The following is an 18,597-nucleotide window of genomic DNA, read 5'->3' as shown; positions in this document are numbered from 1 at the left end:
AGAATCTCGAAGCGGGCAAAAATTAAATGAAGAAATCCAGGCGGAAATAGATCGGCGCTTCACGCTCGGTCAGCGCGTCCGGTCGTTCCAGGGAATGCGCGAAAGTCACGCTGGCGGCCACATGCTGACCACGTGCGAACAGCTCCAGCGAGTTGCTCGACATGCGTCCGTGCTGATCGCCGTTGTAGCGATCGCCGCGAATTACGCCTTGGTCGTAACCGAGGCTGGTGCCGTACTCGGCGAACACCGGTTGCAGCCATTCGGCAGTCACCGGGCGGCTCCAGCGCAGGTCGTTGCGCCAGTAACCACCGCTGTCGCCAGACAGCGATTGATCCTTGTAGCCACGGATCGACGCCGAGCCGCCGAGGCTGGTGCGTTGTGGGCTGAACAGCACATCTTCGCTGCGCTGGCCGGTCATCAGGCTGCTGAAGCTGAAGGATTCACCGAGCAATTTGAACGGCTGCAAATAGCTCAGGGTTGCGGTGTATTTGCGATAGCGTGCGTCCGGTTCGCCGGGGCCGGGATCGTGACTGCCCTGCGCATCGAAAGCGCCGATGCCCTCATGCATGCCAGCGTCGAAGTTGACGAAAGCGCTGCCGACACGACGGCCGTGGTTGAAGCCGAATTGCGCTTCGCTGATGCGATTGCTGCTCAGTTTGAGTTTGCTGTCTTCGATGAAGTTATTGCTGCGCAGGTACGAAAGTCCCGCACTGAGGGAGGTCTTGCTGACGGCGTCGCGATGGATCACGCGCTCGGCGCGCAGTTGATGGTTTTCGCTGTCGCCGGTCTGCTTGAAGTTGTAGCCGTTGGCGGCGATCTGCGAGCGGTACTCGCTCTGGCTGTAGGTGTAACTGAACGTCCACCAGCCCCACGGCAGACTGTAATTGAGCATGGCGTTGTTGGAGGTGTGCTGATGATCGGTCATCGCATCGTGACCGCCGCGCAGGCTCAATTGGTCAGCCAGACCCAGCGGGCTGTCCCAATCGAACGACGTGCCCCACTGCTGCTCGCCGGTGCTGCGCTGGCCATCGTTGCTGCGCGACAGGCCGGCGCGCCATGGCTTCTGCGGCGTGTTGGTCACGCGCACCTCGCTGCCGCCGACATTCTGCCCCGGCGCCAGTTCCATTTTGGCCTGGTTGGACGGCAGGCGATTGAGCTGGTCGACCATCTGCTCGATCTCGCGCAGGTTGACCAGTTCACCGCTTTTGCCGGGAAAGGCCATGGCCAGTTCGCGATCCGAGAGCCGGCTGTTTTCCGCGCCTTTCATGCCTTCGAGTTTTCCTTCGACCACGAGCACTTTCAGGTGCCCGGCGGACAGATCCTGTTGCGGCAGATAAGCGCGGCTGGTGACCAGACCTTTCTCGATGTAGTGATCGGTGATGACTTTGAGCAGCTCGTTGAGCTGCGGCACGCCGAGGCATTCGCCGATATAAGGCTTGAGCAGCCGCGTCTTCTCACGCTCCGAGAGGCTGTCGGCGCCCTTGAGCTCGATGTCCTTGATGGTGAAGCAGCGCGTATCTACGGGGGTTGTCGGTTGCGCCGGTTTGGCGTCTTTGCCGGGCAGATCCTTGAGTTCTTCGAGGCGCCGCTGCTGCTCTTCGAGCAAGCGGCTCTGACGTTCGCGGATCAGGTCGGTTTCACCAGGAGTGGGCGCGGCCCAGGCAGATTCAAGCGGAGAAAGGCAAAGCAGCGCCAGGCACAACCGCGCCGTGAAGGCGGGTGAAAACATGTTCGATCCCTCGACATAAAAAGTGACATCAAAATAGTGGCGCGATATTAGAGGGCCATCATTTTGACGTCAAACTTATGTTTACACCGTTCATCGGCGTTTGCCGCACCTTCATACGGGTGAAACCAGCACCTGCGTACAAGTGGCCGGCGCGTTTTGCGCGGATAGTGGCCGTTGCCCATTCGGCATCTATTCTTGCCACACACGATCACAAGGAGTTTGCATGAGCACCTTCAAGACCCAAGACGGTACCGAGATCTATTACAAGGACTGGGGCAGCGGCAAGCCCGTGCTGTTCAGCCACGGCTGGCCGCTGGATGCCGACATGTGGGAATACCAGATGGAATACCTGAGCAGTCGCGGCTATCGCACGATCGCCTTCGACCGCCGTGGTTTCGGTCGCTCCGATCAACCTTGGACCGGCTACGACTACGACACATTCGCCGATGACATCGCCGGTTTGATCAACCATCTGGACTTGCGCGACGTAACCCTGGTCGGCTTCTCCATGGGTGGCGGCGACGTCAGCCGCTACATCGCCCGCCACGGCAGCGAGCGTGTTGCCGGCCTGGTATTGCTCGGCGCGGTCACGCCGCTGTTCGGCAAGAAAGCCGACTTCGCCGACGGCGTCGACAAATCGGTGTTCGACGGCATCAAGGCCGGCCTGCTGAAGGATCGTGCGCAATTCATCGCTGATTTCAACGCGCCGTTCTACGGCACCAATCAGGGCCAGAAAGTCTCTGACGGCGTGCTCACGCAAACCCTGAACATCGCGCTGATGGCCTCGCTCAAGGGCACCGTCGATTGCGTGACCGCGTTCTCGGAAACCGACTTCCGCCCGGACATGGCCAAGATCGACGTGCCGACCCTTGTGATCCATGGTGACGGCGACCAGATCGTGCCGTTCGAAACCACCGGCAAGCAGGCCGCTGCGCAAATCAAAGGCGCTGAGTTGAAGGTTTACGCCGGCGCGCCGCACGGGTTCGCCGTAACCCATGCGCAGGCGTTGAATGAGGATCTGCTGGCGTTCCTCAACCGGTAATCCCGCCCGGCAAAAGCCGTAGTCAGATGCTGATGAACCAAGGCCCGCGCAATGCGGGCCTTGTGTTTTGCGCTATGGTATTTTTCTGCGTCCACTACCCGGAGAAGGAAATCCCATGCTGCGACTACTCGGCAAAGCCTCATCGATCAACGTGCGCAAAGTGCTGTGGACCGGTGCCGAACTGGACATCCCGTTCGAGCGCGAAGACTGGGGTTCGGGTTTCAAGTCGCCAAACACGCCGGAGTTTCTCGCGCTGAATCCCTGCGCCATGGTGCCGGTGATCCAGGACGGCGATTTCACCTTGTGGGAATCAAACACGATCATTCGTTATCTGGCGACGCGTTACGGCGGCGCGCATTTGTATCCCGCTGAGCCTGTTGCCCGGGCGCGGGTCGATCAGTGGACCGACTGGCAGGCCTCGGAGCTGAATCGCTCGTGGTCGTATCCGCTGATGGCGCTGGTGCGCAAGTCGCCGGACTATCAGGATCGAAATGCCCTGGCCGCCGGCTGCCGGGACTGGACGCGCAACATGCAAATCCTCGATCGCCAACTGGAGAAGACTGGCGCTTACGTCAGTGGCGAGCAGTTTTCCCTGGCGGACATTCCGATCGGGCTGTCAGTGAATCGCTGGTTCGAAACGCCGCTCGATCACGGGAATCTGGCTGCGGTGCGCGCCTATTACGATCGCCTGAATCAGCGCGACGGTTATCGTTTGTACGGGCGCAACGGCACGCCATAAAGACACGCTCGATCAGGCTTGCTCACGCACCACGCCACGCTCTTCAAGCAAGCGCACGAACATGCTCAGACTGCGCGACACGGTGCCCCGTCGCCACACCAGCCAGGTGGTCAGATAGCGGAAGTCCGCCGTCAGCGGCCAGACGCTGACCGTCGCGCTGCCGGGCATGCTCTGCAGCATTTTGCGCGGCATCAGCGCCAGGCCGGCACCGGCGCTGACGCAGGCGAGCATGCCGTGGTAGGACTCCATTTCGAAGATCTTGCCGGGTACGGCAGCGTCAGTGCTGAACCATTTTTCGAAATGATGCCGGTAGGAACAGTTGGAGCGGAAGGCGTAGATATTCTCGCCGTTAACGTCCGCCGCACGTTCGACCGGTGAATGATTGAGCGGCGCGATGACGACCATTTCCTCCTCGAACGCCGGCACCCCTTCCAGGGCCGGATGCAGCACCGGGCCGTCGACAAATGCGGCAGCCAGACGCCCGGACAGCACGCCGTCGATCATCGTCCCCGATGGCCCGGTGGACAGGTCAAGGTCGACCTTCGGGTGCTGCTGGTTGTACGCCGCCAACAGTTCGGGAATACGTACCGCTGCGGTACTTTCCAGCGAGCCCAACGGGAACGCGCCCTGGGGTTCCTCCCCCGCGACCGTAGCGCGGGCTTCCTGCACCAGATCGAGAATACGCCGCGTGTATTCGAGAAAACTCCACCCGGCTGGCGACAGGCGTAGACGGCTTTTCTCGCGGATAAACAGATCAACGCCGAGGTCCTGCTCCAGCTGTTTGATCCGCGTGGTCAGGTTCGACGGCACGCGATGAATCTGCGTGGCGGCGGCGCTGATGCTGCCGTGCTCGGCCACGGCTTTGAAGATTTCCAGTTGCACCAGATCCACAGTCATTCTCCGATCGTGAAAGAAACGATCTCTATTATTCAGTTTCCAGAAAACTAACGCCACCCTACTCTAGGCCCATCCGACGAACCTACAGGACAACGTCAATGAGCCAGATTTCCAGCCAGACCCACGCCATCTCGATCAACCCCGCCACCGGCGAGCAGATCGGGCAATACGCGTTCGAATCCGCCGCTGCCCTTGATGCGGCACTGACTCGCGCTGCCTTCGCTTTTGGCAAGTGGAAGCGCAAGCCGCTGCAGGATCGTTCGCGCCTTTTGACCGCCCTCGCCGGCGCGCTGCGTGAAACCTCAGAAGCGATGGCAACCATGATCACCCAGGAAATGGGCAAGCCGATCGCCCAGGCCCGTGGCGAAATCGAGAAATGCGCCAAGCTCTGCGAGTGGTACGCGGAACACGGCCCGGCCATGCTCGACGCTGAGGCGACCCAGGTTGAAGGCGGCAAAGCGCGTATCGAGTATCGTCCGCTGGGGCCGATTCTGGCGGTGATGCCGTGGAATTTCCCGATCTGGCAAGTGCTGCGCGGCGCGGTGCCGACGTTGATCGCTGGCAACACTTACGTGCTCAAGCATGCGCCGAACGTGATGGGCAGCGCTTACCTGCTGCGCGATGCGTTCGTCCGCGCCGGTTTCCCCGAGGGCGTGTTTGAAGTGATCAACGTCACCCCGGAAGGCGTTTCCAGCGCCATTGCCGATTCGCGCATCGCCGCCGTGACCCTGACTGGCAGCGTCCGCGCCGGCATGGCCATCGGTGCTCAGGCCGGTGCGGCATTGAAGAAATGCGTGCTGGAACTCGGCGGCTCCGATCCGTTCATCGTGCTCAACGATGCTGATCTGGATGAGGCGGTGCACGCGGCGGTGGTCGGTCGTTATCAGAACTCCGGCCAGGTTTGCGCGGCTGCCAAACGTCTGATCATCGAGGAAGGTGTTGTCGAAGAGTTCACCCGCAAGTTCGTTGAAGCGACACGCCAGTTGAAGGTGGGCGATCCGCTGAATGCGGACACCTATATCGGGCCGATGGCGCGCTTCGATCTGCGTGATGAACTGGATCAGCAAGTGCGTGACACGTTGGAGGAAGGCGCGAAGCTGCTGCTCGGCGGCAGAAAAGCCGAGGGCGCCGGCAACTTCTACGAACCGACCGTACTAGCCGATGTGACCGACCGCATGACTTCGTTCAAGCAAGAGCTGTTTGGCCCGGTCGCTTCGATCATCACCGCCCGCGATTGCGCACACGCCGTGGCCTTGGCCAACGACAGCGATTTCGGCCTGACTGCCACGATCTACACCGCCAACGTCGCGCTGGCCGAGCAACTGACCAGCGAACTGGAAACCGGCGGCGTGTTCATCAACGGCTACTCGGCGAGCGATCCGCGTGTGACCTTCGGCGGCGTGAAAAAAAGCGGCTTCGGTCGTGAGCTGTCGCACTTTGGCGTACGGGAATTCTGCAATGCGCAGACCGTATGGCTGGATCGTAAATAAGCCGGGTGCTGTAAAACCTGTGGGAGCGAGCCTGCTCGCGAAAGCGGTGTATCAAGCGATGAAGATGCCGAATCCACCGGAGCCATCGCTGGCAAGCCAGCTCCCACAAATACTGCGGTGGAAACTGATACAGCAAACACCATAGAACCCTGTGGGAGCTGGCTTGCCAGCGATGGCGGTGCATCAGCCAGCATTTATACCGACTGATTCACCGCTTTCGTGAGCAAGCTCACTCCCACAAGTCCACGCAATTTACAGATATTTCAGCCAGCTGATGTCGCGGCGCCGCGCTTTCAATGCAGAGAACCAGCGCACCGCCGGGAACAGCACCACGGCAAGAACCACCGCCGCCAGCCACACCGCCGTCACCGTCGAAAAGCCGAAATAGCTGCCCTGATTCAGGCCGAACAGCGCCACACCGATCAGGTACAACACCTTCAACACATACAAGTGCAGCAGATAGAAAAACATCGGTGCCGAGCCGAACACCGTCAGCCAGCCAATCCAGCGGCGACTCTGCACGCGCTCAAAGGCGAGCAACAGCAACAGCCCCACGCTCACAGTCAGCGCGATGAACAGCAGCGACGGCGGATATTTGGTGATGTTGAAAAAACTCATCAGTGTCTGCACCAGCGAATCGCTGATCGCCCACGGTTTTTCGCCGTAGCCGTTAATCAAGCGCAGCACCACAAATCCCAGCAATCCACCGCCCCCGGCAATCAGCAAACGACGCTGACGCACCGCCGCATCCATGCCCCGGGCAAACCACGGTCCCAGTGCATAGCCCAGGCCGATTACACCAATCCACGGCAGCAGCGGGTACGAGGTGCGCAGGCGCAGGGTGTCGCTGATCTCGATCCAGCCTCGATCATGCAGAATCGCCCAAGGCACATGCAGCGCCGACTCGACCGGGAAATGCAGCGTATCAAGCAAGTTGTGCCCGGCGATGATCGCCAGGCTCAGCGTCAGCAGCAGCGCACGTGGCAACCAGACCAGTAATGCCAGAGCGATCATGCTCAGGCCGATCGCCCAGATCACTTGCAGGTAGATCACGCTGGGCGGCAACTGGAACGTCCAGGCGAAGTTGACCAAAGTGAATTCCAGCGCCACGAGGAACAATCCGCGCTTGAACAGAAACGCGCTGACATCGGCTTTGCCAGCGTATTTTTCGCCGTAGAGCCATGCCGACAAACCGGTCAGCAAGACAAATACCGGCGCACACAAATGCGCCAATGTGCGGCTGAAAAACAGCGCCGGCTCGGTGCTGGCGATGTCCATCGGATCGGAGACCTGTCGGTGCAAGAGAAAGGTTTCGCGCACGTGATCGAGCAGCATGAACAGGATCACCAGGCCTCGGAGCGCATCAATAGACAGCAGCCGGCCAGTCGTCAATGGGGCAGAACGGGGAAGCACAGGGGTCATGGATCTTTCGCAATCGAGAGGAATAACACCGGACGGCCGCAACGCCGCCCGCAAATTAGCGTTACCTTATAACATCAAAAAAGCAAAACCCAAACAAGTCAGGATCAAGGTTGCCCATCGGCCCCGGGCTTCTATAGTGAACAGGTCTGCCCTGCTGTCGCGGCCCTCCTCGAGCGTTGTCCATGGTCAACACCGAACATCTGATCATCTGCGAGCACTGTGATTGTGTGTACGAGAAAGTCGTGCTCGCCAAACACCAGAAAACCCTGTGCGTGCGCTGCGGTGGCGTGCTGCAGCGCTTCAACGGCCTGACCATCGAGCAGCGTCTGGCGCTGACGTTCACGGCGGCGATGCTGTGGCTGTTCGCCAATTTCTACCCGGTGATGAGCATCAGCCTCAAAGGCATGAAAAACAGCGCGACCCTATGGGATTCGGTGCTCGCGCTGAGCCAGGGGCCGATCACCTTTATCGCCATGGTCGCGGCGATCGCGATCATCATCGCCCCGGCATTTCAGCTGGTGTTGCTGGTCTGGGTGTTGAGTTTTGCCCTCGGCCTGCGTCGGGCACCGGGATTCAACCTGTGCATGCGCTGGCTGGAAACCCTGCGCCCGTGGAGCATGCTCGAAGTGTGTCTGCTGGGGGCGATGGTCGCGGTGTTCAAACTCGCCGGCTTGCTCGATGTGCTGCCCGGGATCGGCCTGTTCGCCCTGGCGGTGCTGAGCCTGATGATGATCCGCATTGCCGGCCGGGACATTCGTGAACTGTGGGACATTTTATGAAGCGTCCACCGACCGCCAGCGAACTCAACCTGTGCCTGTGCCACAGCTGTGGCCTGGCCTGTGACATGACCGACGAGCCACACCAGTGCCCGCGCTGTGATGCGCCGTTGCACCGGCGCAAGACCAATTCGCTGGCGCGCACCTGGGCGTACATGCTCGCCGCGCTGGCGTTTTATGTTCCTGCCAATCTGCTGCCGGTGATGAATACGGTGATGCTTGGCAACGGTGCCGACAGCACGATCATGAGTGGCGTGCTGGAGTTCTGGGAGGCCGGGGCGTGGGACATTGCCCTGATCATTTTCATCGCCAGCATCGCGGTGCCGGGGGTCAAATTCGTCGCCCTGACCTTGCTGCTCGTCACCGTGCAGCGCAACAGCGACTGGGCGCGCAAGGAGCGTTCCAAGCTGTATCGCTTCGTCGAGCTGATCGGTTACTGGTCGATGCTCGATGTGCTGGTGGTCGCGCTGGTTGCTGCGCTGGTGAAATTCCAGGCGCTGGGCGATATCGAGCCACGACCGGGCATCCTCTTCTTCGGCCTGGTCGTGGTGTTCACCATGCTCGCGGCGATGAGTTTCGACCCGCGCCTGATCTGGGACAAGGAAACCAGCGACACGGTCAGCGACGCAGCGTCTGGAGCAGCACCTGCAACGGATGGCGCAGCGCCTGATCCGACTGGCGCTTGACCTGGCTGCGGCAAGAATAGCCAGTCGCCAACGCCTCGCCCTGCTCCGCCGAAGCCTGCACCTGACGCGCCCACGATTGCTCATAAATGACTGCCGAGGTCTGGCGATTACGTGCTTCGTGGCCGTAGGTACCGGACATGCCGCAGCAACCGGTGGCTTGCGTGGCCAGCTGCAAGCCGGCCCGTTGGAACACCTGTTCCCATTGGCGGGTCGCGGCCGGCGCGTTGGTTTTCTCCGTACAATGGGCGAGCAGACGGAACGCTTTCGGCTGAGCATCAGGCGTCCGTTCTGGCATGACCTTGAGCAACCATTCCTGCACCAGCGCCACTTCAGGACATTCATTCAGGCCCGGTACTTTCAGGTATTCCTGGCGATAGACCAGGGTCATCGCCGGATCGAGCCCCAACAACGGCACGCCGGTCTGCGCCAGGGCCTGCAACTGCTCAGCGTTACGCAACGCCGCGCGATTGAACGCCGAGAGAAAGCCCTGCACATGCAGCGGTTTGCCATTGGCGCTGAACGGCGCGAGATAGACCTGATAACCCAGGCGTGAAATCAGCTCGACCAGATCCGCCAACAACGGGGCTTCGAAGTAGCGGGTGAAGGCGTCCTGCACGATGATCACGCTGCGTTCGCGTTGCTCTGGGCTCAGCGCCGACAGCGTTGCGACGGTTGCCGGCTGCACCTGCCAACGGCGCATCGCCGCGTAGAAATCGAAACGGCTGAGCAACGGCACATCGACCATGCCACCGATCCGCGCCAGTGCGCCACGCACCCAGCCGGCGCCCATCACACCGTTGTACAGCGCCGGAATCCGCGCCATATAGGGAATGGTGTATTCCAGCGAGGCAATCAGGTAATCCCGTGCCGGCCGCAGATAACGACTGTGATACAGCTCGAGAAAACGCGAGCGGAATTCCGGCACGTTGACCTTGACCGGGCACTGCCCCGCGCAGGATTTGCAGGCCAGGCAACCGGCCATGGCGTCATACACTTCATGGGAGAAGTCCGCCGACGGATCGCGGCTGTTGCGCCAGCGCTGCCACAGCGAGCGGAAAAAAGCCGGTTTGCGAATCGCATCCGAGAGCACGTCGACGCCCGCCTCGCCCTGCAACCGCAGCCATTCGCGAATCAGCGAAGCGCGACCCTTGGGCGACTGCGCGCGTTCGCGGGTGGCTTTCCACGACGGGCACATGGCGTCATCAGGATCGAAGTTGTAGCAGGCGCCGTTGCCATTGCAGTGCATGGCCGCGCCGTAGCTTTGCCAGACTTTCTCGTCGATCTGTCGATCCAGCTCGCCGCGCAGGGTCACTTCGTCGATCTTCAGCAGTGCTGCGCCGCTGTTGGCCGGCGTGGCGATTTTGCCCGGATTGAACTGGTTGAACGGGTCGAACGCGGCTTTCAAGGCTTGCAGCGCCGGGTACAACTCGCCGAAGAATGCCGGCGCGTACTCCGAACGCAGGCCCTTGCCATGTTCGCCCCAGAGCAGGCCGCCGTAGCGCTGGGTCAAAGCGGCGACGCCATCGGACACCGGGCGTACCAGCGCCGCTTGCTGCGGGTCTTTCATGTCGAGAATCGGCCGCACGTGCAGTACGCCGGCGTCGACATGGCCGAACATACCGTACTGCAAACCGTGGCTGTCGAGCAGCTCGCGCAGCTCGGCGATGTATTCGGCCAAATGCTGCGGCGGCACTGCGGTGTCTTCGACGAAAGGCTGCGGGCGGGCTTCGCCGGCGACGTTGCCGAGCAGGCCCACCGCCCGTTTGCGCATGCCGTAAACCTTGTTCACCGCTGCCTGACCGACCGCCAGCGTATGCCCGAGGCGCTCCACCGTGCGGTCGCTTTGCAGATGTTCGAGGAACGCTTCGACGCGGCGCTGCAGGTCTTCGGGATCGTCACCGCAGAACTCGACCAGGTTGATGCCCAGAGTCGGCCGCTCAGCATTTTCAGGAAAATATTCGGCAACGCCGTGCCAGACGATGTCCTGCATCGCCAGCAGCAAAACCTTGGAATCGACGGTTTCGATCGACAACGGCTTGAGCGCCATCAACGCCCGTGCATCGCGCAAGGCATCCATGAACCCGGCGTAGCGGATATTCACCAGCATCGTGTGCTTGGGAATCGGCAGCACGTTGAGCCGCGCTTCGACGACGAAGCCCAGCGAGCCCTCCGCGCCACACAGCACGCTGTTGAGGTTGAAGCGCTGATCGGCCTCACGCAGGTGCGCCAGGTCATAACCGGTCAGGCAGCGGTTGAGATCCGGAAAGCGTGCCTTGATCAGCTCGCCCTGTTCATCAATGATCAGCCGCGCACAACGATAGACTTCGCCGACCCGGTCGTCACGGGCGCACTGCGCTGCAAGCTCATCCTCGGTCAGCGGCAGACCGCGCAAACGCTCGCCGCCGCGCAGGATCATCTCCAGTTCCAGCACATGGTCGCGGGTCTTGCCGTAGGTGCAACTGCCCTGGCCGCTGGCGTCGGTGTTGATCATGCCGCCGACCGTGGCGCGGTTCGAGGTCGACAGTTCCGGAGCAAAAAACAGCCCGGCGGATTTCAGCGCGGCGTTGAGCTGATCCTTGACCACCCCGGCCTGCACCCGCACCCAGCGCTGTTCAACGTTGATTTCCAGAATGCGATTCATGTGCCGCGACAGGTCGACGACGATGCCGTCCGTCAGCGATTGGCCGTTGGTGCCGGTGCCACCGCCACGGGGGGTGATCACCACTTTCTCGTACGCCGGTTCGGCAATCAGCCGTGCCACCCGCGCCACATCGTCCGCATCCAGCGGAAACACCGCCGCTTGCGGCAGGCGTTGATAGATCGAGTTGTCGGTCGCGAGTACCACGCGGCTGGCGTAATCAGCGCTGATTTCACCGCGAAAGCCGCTGTCTTTCAGGGCGGCGAGGAATTGTTGGTAATCGCCGGTCAGGGCTTTGGCAGGCGACAGCTGGGCAATCATCGGTCAGGTCATCTCGGTCAAATCGGGCTGTGTGGCGGTGAACAGTTGTGCGCAAGGAATGATTGCGTCAGGCTCCGCCATCTGATTGCGCCCATGTTCATTGCTGGCCAGCCATGGAACAAGCGTAATTTCGACCCGCTATCGATGAGTTTTACGAATGAATCCGCGCACCCTCACACCGTCCATGTCGCTGCTGCTGGCTTTCGAGGCCGCCGCTCGACACGAGAGCTACACCCGCGCCGCCCATGAACTGTCACTGACGCAGAGCGCGGTCAGCCGTCAGGTACAGATTCTCGAGAAGATGCTCGGCATGCGCTTGTTCAGCCGCGAAGGCCGGCAGGTGGTGCTGACCGATGTCGGTCGCATGTATCAGCGCGAACTCAGCGAAGCCCTCGGGCAGATTCGCAGCGCAACCTTGCAGGCAATGGCGTTTGGTTCGGGCATCCACAGCCTGCGCCTGGCGACGCTGCCGACCTTCGGCTCGAAATGGCTGCTTCCACGGCTTAAGGATTTCTACACGGCGCACCCGGGCATGACCGTGCACCTGCACTCGCGGATCGAAACCATCGACTTCGATACCAGCGAAATCGACGCGGCGATCTGCGTCGGCGGCGGTGAATGGCCAGGCCTGACCGCCCTGCCCCTGCACACCGAAGAACTGGTGGCCATTGCCAGCGCGCAGTTGTCGGCAACGGAACGCGAGGAGGCCGAACGGCACATTGCCGGGCAGTTGCTGCTCAACGTCAGCAGCAATGCCCAGGCATGGGCGGAATGGTTCAGCCATCACCAACTTGCGCATCGCAGCATGCGGATCGGACCGAGCTTTGAAATGACCTCGCACTTGATCCAGGCGGTACGCGCCAATATCGGTGTTGGCCTGGTGCCGCGAATTCTGGTCGAAGACGAATTGCTCAAGGGCGAATTGCTGCAACTGGGCGAGCCGATTACCAGCCGACGCAGCTATTACCTGGTGTATCCGCCGCGTAATGAGAATTTGCCTTCGTTGAAGGCGTTCAGGGATTGGCTGATTGATACCCTCTGAAGGATCGAGTCGCGGCCATTCGCGAGCAGGCTCGCTCCCACAGGGAAACGTATGTCAAGTGTGGGAGCGAGCCTGCTCGCGAAGAAGCCAGTCGCAACGAACTTAAAACCTCGGCTTGACCGCCCGCCAATCCGCCTTGTACCGCTGCATCTGCCGCACATCATCGCGCTGGCGAATCCCGCACGTCAGGTACTGGTCATGCAGCTTGGCCAGTTGCTCATGGTCCAGTTCCAGCCCCAACCCCGGCGCACGGCTGATCTTCACACAGCCATCGACAATCGGCAGCTTGCCGCCCTTGATCACTTCCTCGTCCGGCTCCTGCCACGGGTAGTGGGTGTCGCAGGCGTAATCCAGATTCGGCACCGCCGCCGCGACGTGCGCCATGGCCATCAGGCTGATGCCCAGGTGCGAGTTGGAATGCATCGACACGCCGAGGCCAAACACATCGCACATTTTCGCCAGCGTCTGCGTATCCCGCAGGCCACCCCAATAATGGTGGTCGGCGAGGACGATTTGCACGCTGTTCTGCGCAACGCTGCGGCGGAACTCGTCGAAATCGGTGACGACCATATTGGTCGCCAAGGGCAGACCGGTGCGCTTGTGCAGTTCGGCCATGCCATCAAGGCCCGGGGTCGGGTCTTCGTAATACTGCAGATCATCGCCGAGCAGTTCGGCCATGCGAATCGCCGTCTCCAGCGACCAGTTGCCGTTCGGATCGATGCGAAGCGGAAATCCCGGAAAGGCTTTCTTCAGTGCCTTGATGCATGCCACCTCATGCTCCGGCGGCAAGGTGCCGGCCTTGAGCTTGATGCTCTTGAAACCGTACGCCTCGATCATCCGCGCTGCCTGCGCGACGATCTGTTGCTCGCTCAGCGCCTCGCCCCAGTTGTCCGGCTTGTAGGGGGAGTCGATATGTTCGGCGTATTTGAAAAACAGGTAGGCGCTGAACGGCACTTCATCGCGGATCGCCCCGCCGAGCAGGTCCACCAGCGGCACGTTCAGGTAGTGCGCCTGCAAATCGAGAAACGCCACTTCGAATGCCGAGTAGGCATTGCTCACCGCTTTGCTGGCGTGGGAACCGGGGGCCAGTTCGGCACCAGCGACGCCGGCGGGTTTATTCGCCGCCACGGTGGCCTGCACGATCGCGCGCAATTGATTGAGGTTGAACGGATCGAGGCCGATCAACTGGCTCTGCAATTGTTGCTGGATCGCCAGCGCCGGGGCATCGCCGTAGCTTTCGCCGAGGCCGATGTAGCCGTTGTCACTTTCAATCTCGATGATCGAGCGCAGGGCAAAGGGTTCGTGGATGCCGCTGGCGTTTAGCAGTGGCGGATCGCGAAAGGCAATCGGGGTGACGCTGACACGGGTGATTTTCAAGATAACGCTCCTGACAGATCAACAATCGATTCAGTGGCTCGCAGCCGGACGAGCCGGCGCCACAACGGCGGCTTCGTCACTTGGCTTTGCCGGGGTTTTATCTTTGGCGCCAGGCGCCGTGCGGGCGAAGAAGATCACCACGGCAGCGATCAGCGATGTCGCCGCCAGGCCATACAGGCCGCCCTCGATGGAGCCGGTGGTTTGTTCAAGGATGCCGAACGCGGTCGGCGCGACGAAGCCGCCAAGGTTGCCGATGGAGTTGATCAGCGCGATCACCGCCGCAGCAATGCGCGCATCCAGATAGCTCTGCGGAATCGGCCAGAACAGCGCCGACGCCGCTTTGAAACCGATGGCGGCGAAGCAGATCGCGACAAAGGCAAACACCGGCCCGCCGGTGGTCGACATGAACATACCGATGGCGGCGATCACCAGGGTCAGCGCGACCCAGGCCTGCTGGAATTTCCACTTGCCGGCCAGCGCCGCGAAGCCGTACATGGCGACAATCGAAATGATCCACGGAATGGAGTTGAGCAGCCCGACCTGGAAATCACCGAGGTTGCCCATCTTCTTGATCATGCTCGGTAGCCAGAAGGTTGCGCCGTAGATGGTCAGGGCAATGGAAAAGTAGATGAAGCAGAACAGCGCGATCTGCCGGTCGGCCAACAGCTTGAACATCGACGGCTTGGCGACTTGTACCGCTTCGCGAGCGCGCTGCTCCTCGGCAATCGCCGCGACCAGCGCTTCACGCTCCTCCTCGCTCAGCCACTTGGCTTGGCGCGGGTGCGATTGCAGCCAGAACCAGACGAAAGCACACAGCACCACCGACGCAGCGCCTTCGATCAGAAACATCCACTGCCAGCCGTGCATGCCCAATCCGCTGATATGCAACAGCGCACCGGACACCGGGCCGGAAATGACCGAGGCAATCGCCGAGCCGCTAAGGAACACCGCCATGGTTTTGCCGCGCTCGGACGCTGGCAGCCATTGGGTGAAGTAGTAAATGATTCCCGGGAAGAACCCGGCCTCAGCCGCGCCAAGAATAAAGCGCAGTACGTAGAAACTGGTTTCGCCCTGGACAAAAGCCATGGCCATGGCCGCAGCGCCCCAGGTAAACATGATCCGCGTCAGCCAGACACGCGCGCCGTAGCACTGCAACAGCATGTTCGACGGCACTTCGAACAGTGCGTAACCGATGAAAAACAATCCGGCGCCAAGTCCATAAGCTGCTGCGCCAATACCCAGATCGGTCTCCAGATGACTGCGCACGAAACCGATATTGACCCGGTCGATGTAGTTGACGATGAACATCACCACGAACAGCGGCAGCACATGGCGTTTGACCTTGGCGGCGGCGCGGGCGAGCACCGTGATGTCCGGCGGACTCTGGAGGGTTTTCAAGGGGCGACTCCCGATCTTGTTTTTTTAGGGATGACTTGAAGCAATGAGCCGATCATGGACGTCGTGCATTGATCCCGTCTAATCTAAACAGGCATTCGATTGATACCTGGATTAGATCAATGTTCGAACTCACCCAACTGCGCTGCTTTACCACGGTCGCCACCGAACTCAACTTCCGCCGCGCCGCCGAGCGTCTGAACATGACGCAGCCGCCGCTGAGTCGGCAGATCCAGTTGCTGGAGCATCACCTTGGCGTCGAGCTGTTCACCCGCAGCACACGCAGCGTTGCGCTGACGGCGGCAGGCCGGGCATTTTTCGTTGAAGCGCAGAATCTGCTGGAGCGCGCCCAGCAAGCAGCGATCACCGCACGCCGGTTTGCCGAGGGCGATATTGGTTCGGTAAACATCGCGTTTGTCGGCAGCGCGGTGTATGAGTTTTTGCCCAAGGTGATCGCCGAAGCGCGACTTAAACAGCCCCAGGTGAAAATCGATCTGGCAGAGATGAACACCTATCAACAGCACGAGGCGTTGCGAGCTCGCCGTATCGACCTGGGCATCGCACGGGCGCCATTGCAGGAACCGGGCTATGCCACCGAATGCCTGGTGCGCGAACCATTTGTGCTGGCAGTGCCCAGCGGGCACAAGTTGGCAAACGCGACTGAAGTGTCTGTCGCCGATCTGGATAAACAACCGTTCCTGATGTACTCCCATGAAGCCTATCCGCCGTTCAACGAACTGTTGACCGGCACGCTACGCTCAGCGCGGGTGGCGCCGGATTACGTGCAGTGGCTGGGCTCGTCGCTGACGATTCTGGCGCTGGTCAACGCTGGCATGGGTCTGGCGCTGGTACCGCGTTGCGCTACCAGCGTGGTGTTCAGGAATGTGGTGTTTCGCGAGATCGATCTGGGCGAAGGGGTGCAAAGCGAACTGCATCTGATCTGGCGGGAGAACAATGACAACCCGGCGTTCGCGATGTTGCTGGAGGCGATTCGCCGGGCGGTGGTGCAGGGTTGGGGCTGAAAATTATTGTGGCAACCTGTATTTGAGCGGAGGCGGAGCGCTCGGGGCTTTGATCAACGGCTCCTCCAGCGGCTTGCCGTCAGGCCCTGTGAACAGGCGTTCGTATTGCTTTGGCATTGGTCGCGGTGCTCTTGCAGTCGTCATGATGAACCCTCTGATACCGGGCTGAATTCAACCCACTTAACTTGCGCGGAATCTATCAGCAAAATTTCGGCACCAAAAGGAGTCGACTTGCCATCGTCATTGACCCAACGTGGATTCTGCATCACGAACTGGCCGCAACTGGATTCGGACGGCCACTCGACAGGCCAGCCAAACACGCGCCTCTCGTCATGTAAATGCAGGGTTATGAACCGGTCGAATTGGGCAAAGGCGCAGAACCATTCACTGGGGAAAGAAGATTGTTTCGTGACGTTTCGCTTACGTAACCAGCCGTGCAACTTGTCACTCGTAGCCAGGTAACAGGCAAACAAACCCAGCATCAGCGAAAACACAAATGCCCAGAGCGTTTGCGCCCGATCATCCCAGTTTCCTAATGAAAAACCCTTCGAGCCAATCCACAAACAGAGGTTGCCCACCGCCAACACCGCGCCCTGAATCACAAAAGTAAATATCAGCGCCTGCACGATCTGGCCGAACGTATCCGGTCGCTTGAATGCCGTAAGTGAATAGAAGATCCAGGTCGATACAAAACCTGGGATTAGATACTGCAACAGCGGAATGATGTCCTTGACCAGATCATCCATGATCCGAGGCTCCTTTCAGTCATGCCGAACCCGTCACGGGCCGACATTCAAAGCCTAGTCAAGGATTCGGCAGCGCCTCGCGGGCAACTGTCACAGCTCATTGCGAGCGTTTGGCTGGAGTCTCCATCCGATGAAAAAAGGCAGACATCGAACTTCGGTGTCTGCCTTTTTTGAGATCCGGGCGCCCGGTTACAGGCAATCACGCACCGATTGGCGCAGCGATCCGGACTTGGCCCACGGCGGCCCCTGGTAGAGGGACACCTTGCTGCCGTCCTTGTATTTGACGATATCGAGAATCTCATCCGCCGTGATAATGCTCGGCGCGGTAATCCGGTAGCCGTTGGAAATCGACGTCTGCGAGGTCCTGGCAACATCCTTCTGCCACAACGGTAACAAACACGCAGCATATTCCTTGGGTGGCTTGTCACTGGTCTTGCTGAGGTTTGGCTCGCCCGGCACCAGCGACGCCGGTAACGAGCACCCCGTCAACAGAGCAAGTGCCAGACTGCCGATCCATACGCGCATGTTGTTTACCTGTGCGGAAAAAAGCTGAATGTACCGTTTAACTGCTTGCACATCCATCGTGGCAACCCGCCGTTACCGGCGTTTGGACAATTTTTCACATCGGTTCAGCCGGGCGTCAGATGACTTGGCCGCATCCGGGAAAATGCGACTACTCTTTTCTACCGAGAACGTTCAGGAGGTGATCATGCGGCTCAATGAATACGAACACGAACTTCAACGGGATTTGCAAAGCGTGGCGTCGGACCTGAGATGGTCGGCGGTCGATCTCAAGCGCATCGCTGAACAACTGCGTAAATCCGGCAACGAGGCAGACGCCCAGACCGTGTTGCGGTCGTGCGAAATCCTGCAAAGCGACGAAGAGAGATTGCAGATCTATGCCAAGGAGGTAAAAGCCCGGACCATCAGCCGAATCAAGGTGCACTGACAAGCGTTCCAAAGCCACAAATAAGAGGCCCCGGTCAAGACCGGGGCTCTTTCGTTACACAGCCTCAACCGCCATTGTGGCTTTGACCCTGCCGGGAGCGCTTTTTGTAACCGGGAAGCGCCGCCGCATAGGCCATCGCTTCCTCCCTGCTGGTGAATGACGCCAACCGGTCGCCCAGGGTGCAGACCCGCCATGGGCCGTTGTTCACGCTTAGCACGTCATAACCGTTCATGCGCAGCTTGTTCAGCATTGGAATGCTCATAAGCACCTCCATTTCGTCAACGGTGTTTTCGGTGTACGGGCTTACCTTACACCCGCTCCCCGCT

17 protein-coding genes are annotated in these 18,597 nt (G+C 60.4%); 8 read left to right on the top strand and 9 right to left on the bottom strand.

Annotated elements, in window-relative coordinates; all coding sequences use genetic code 11:
- Window positions 1-22: 22 nt before the first annotated feature.
- Complete coding sequence (locus ACV8MC_RS18255; RefSeq protein WP_236168676.1) at window positions 23-1,729, bottom strand: ShlB/FhaC/HecB family hemolysin secretion/activation protein; 1,707 nt, start codon at window positions 1,727-1,729, stop codon at window positions 23-25.
- A 223-nt stretch (window positions 1,730-1,952) separates the two neighbouring features.
- On the opposite strand from ACV8MC_RS18255, the gene ACV8MC_RS18250 reads away from it, so the two are divergent.
- A complete protein-coding gene (locus ACV8MC_RS18250) occupies window positions 1,953-2,771 on the top strand; it encodes an alpha/beta fold hydrolase (RefSeq protein WP_016775055.1) in 819 nt (272 codons plus the stop codon).
- Between the two features lie 115 nt (window positions 2,772-2,886).
- Window positions 2,887-3,510 carry a glutathione S-transferase family protein gene (locus ACV8MC_RS18245; protein ID WP_236168675.1) on the top strand — a complete coding sequence of 208 codons (624 nt, stop codon included), beginning with the start codon at window positions 2,887-2,889 and terminating at the stop codon, window positions 3,508-3,510.
- A 12-nt stretch (window positions 3,511-3,522) separates the two neighbouring features.
- Here ACV8MC_RS18245 and ptrR read toward each other — a convergent pair whose 3' ends face one another.
- Window positions 3,523-4,401 carry a putrescine utilization regulator PtrR gene (gene ptrR, locus ACV8MC_RS18240; RefSeq protein WP_110645669.1) on the bottom strand — a complete coding sequence of 293 codons (879 nt, stop codon included), beginning with the start codon at window positions 4,399-4,401 and terminating at the stop codon, window positions 3,523-3,525.
- 104 nt (window positions 4,402-4,505) lie between these two features.
- Between ptrR and ACV8MC_RS18235 the strand changes: the two genes are divergently transcribed.
- Window positions 4,506-5,897, top strand: a complete 1,392-nt coding sequence (locus tag ACV8MC_RS18235; protein WP_236168674.1) for an aldehyde dehydrogenase family protein — start codon at window positions 4,506-4,508, stop codon at window positions 5,895-5,897.
- Window positions 5,898-6,149: 252 nt separating this feature from the next.
- Here ACV8MC_RS18235 and ACV8MC_RS18230 read toward each other — a convergent pair whose 3' ends face one another.
- On the bottom strand, window positions 6,150-7,319 hold the full coding sequence (locus ACV8MC_RS18230; RefSeq protein WP_236168673.1) for a DUF1624 domain-containing protein: 1,170 nt from the start codon (window positions 7,317-7,319) through the stop codon (window positions 6,150-6,152).
- Window positions 7,320-7,501: 182 nt separating this feature from the next.
- Here ACV8MC_RS18230 and ACV8MC_RS18225 point away from each other — a divergent pair, with 182 nt between their 5' ends.
- The gene (locus ACV8MC_RS18225) at window positions 7,502-8,098 is read left to right on the top strand and encodes a paraquat-inducible protein A (RefSeq protein WP_016775060.1); all 597 of its coding nucleotides are present in this window, start codon (window positions 7,502-7,504) and stop codon (window positions 8,096-8,098) included.
- Window positions 8,095-8,781, top strand: a complete 687-nt coding sequence (locus ACV8MC_RS18220) for a paraquat-inducible protein A (RefSeq protein ID WP_056789305.1) — start codon at window positions 8,095-8,097, stop codon at window positions 8,779-8,781. Before ACV8MC_RS18225 ends, ACV8MC_RS18220 begins: the two co-directional genes overlap by 4 nt.
- Here the strand turns inward: ACV8MC_RS18220 and ydiJ are convergent.
- Window positions 8,714-11,740 carry a D-2-hydroxyglutarate dehydrogenase YdiJ gene (ydiJ, locus tag ACV8MC_RS18215; protein WP_457262865.1) on the bottom strand — a complete coding sequence of 1,009 codons (3,027 nt, stop codon included), beginning with the start codon at window positions 11,738-11,740 and terminating at the stop codon, window positions 8,714-8,716. The two genes, ACV8MC_RS18220 and ydiJ, sit on opposite strands and share 68 nt — an antisense overlap.
- A 157-nt stretch (window positions 11,741-11,897) precedes the next feature.
- Here ydiJ and ACV8MC_RS18210 point away from each other — a divergent pair, with 157 nt between their 5' ends.
- Window positions 11,898-12,782, top strand: a complete 885-nt coding sequence (locus tag ACV8MC_RS18210) for a LysR substrate-binding domain-containing protein (RefSeq protein ID WP_236168672.1) — start codon at window positions 11,898-11,900, stop codon at window positions 12,780-12,782.
- Between the two features lie 102 nt (window positions 12,783-12,884).
- Here ACV8MC_RS18210 and ACV8MC_RS18205 read toward each other — a convergent pair whose 3' ends face one another.
- Together ACV8MC_RS18205 and ACV8MC_RS18200 are read right to left on the bottom strand one after the other, a co-directional pair.
- Window positions 12,885-14,159: a glucarate dehydratase family protein gene (locus ACV8MC_RS18205; RefSeq protein ID WP_095180228.1), complete on the bottom strand. Its 1,275-nt coding sequence runs from the start codon at window positions 14,157-14,159 to the stop codon at window positions 12,885-12,887.
- Window positions 14,160-14,189: 30 nt separating this feature from the next.
- A complete protein-coding gene (locus tag ACV8MC_RS18200; RefSeq protein WP_150635056.1) occupies window positions 14,190-15,557 on the bottom strand; it encodes an MFS transporter in 1,368 nt (455 codons plus the stop codon).
- A 119-nt stretch (window positions 15,558-15,676) separates the two neighbouring features.
- Here ACV8MC_RS18200 and ACV8MC_RS18195 point away from each other — a divergent pair, with 119 nt between their 5' ends.
- The gene (locus ACV8MC_RS18195) at window positions 15,677-16,576 is read left to right on the top strand and encodes a LysR family transcriptional regulator (protein ID WP_056789291.1); all 900 of its coding nucleotides are present in this window, start codon (window positions 15,677-15,679) and stop codon (window positions 16,574-16,576) included.
- Window positions 16,577-16,716: 140 nt separating this feature from the next.
- Here the strand turns inward: ACV8MC_RS18195 and ACV8MC_RS18190 are convergent, their stop codons facing one another.
- Both ACV8MC_RS18190 and ACV8MC_RS18185 read right to left on the bottom strand, forming a co-directional pair.
- Complete coding sequence (locus tag ACV8MC_RS18190; RefSeq protein ID WP_457262862.1) at window positions 16,717-17,322, bottom strand: DUF6338 family protein; 606 nt, start codon at window positions 17,320-17,322, stop codon at window positions 16,717-16,719.
- Window positions 17,323-17,511: 189 nt separating this feature from the next.
- A complete protein-coding gene (locus ACV8MC_RS18185; protein ID WP_150635055.1) occupies window positions 17,512-17,847 on the bottom strand; it encodes a hypothetical protein in 336 nt (111 codons plus the stop codon).
- A gap of 184 nt (window positions 17,848-18,031) precedes the next feature.
- Here ACV8MC_RS18185 and ACV8MC_RS18180 point away from each other — a divergent pair, with 184 nt between their 5' ends.
- Window positions 18,032-18,271: a hypothetical protein gene (locus ACV8MC_RS18180; protein WP_041480783.1), complete on the top strand. Its 240-nt coding sequence runs from the start codon at window positions 18,032-18,034 to the stop codon at window positions 18,269-18,271.
- Window positions 18,272-18,335: 64 nt separating this feature from the next.
- Here the strand turns inward: ACV8MC_RS18180 and ACV8MC_RS18175 are convergent, their stop codons facing one another.
- The gene (locus ACV8MC_RS18175; protein ID WP_095180231.1) at window positions 18,336-18,533 is read right to left on the bottom strand and encodes a DUF2188 domain-containing protein; all 198 of its coding nucleotides are present in this window, start codon (window positions 18,531-18,533) and stop codon (window positions 18,336-18,338) included.
- Window positions 18,534-18,597 lie beyond the last annotated feature (64 nt).

It is taken from the genome of Pseudomonas sp. PK-RTE-24, assembly GCF_054052265.1.
This window is presented reverse-complemented; position numbering and strand designations above follow the sequence as displayed.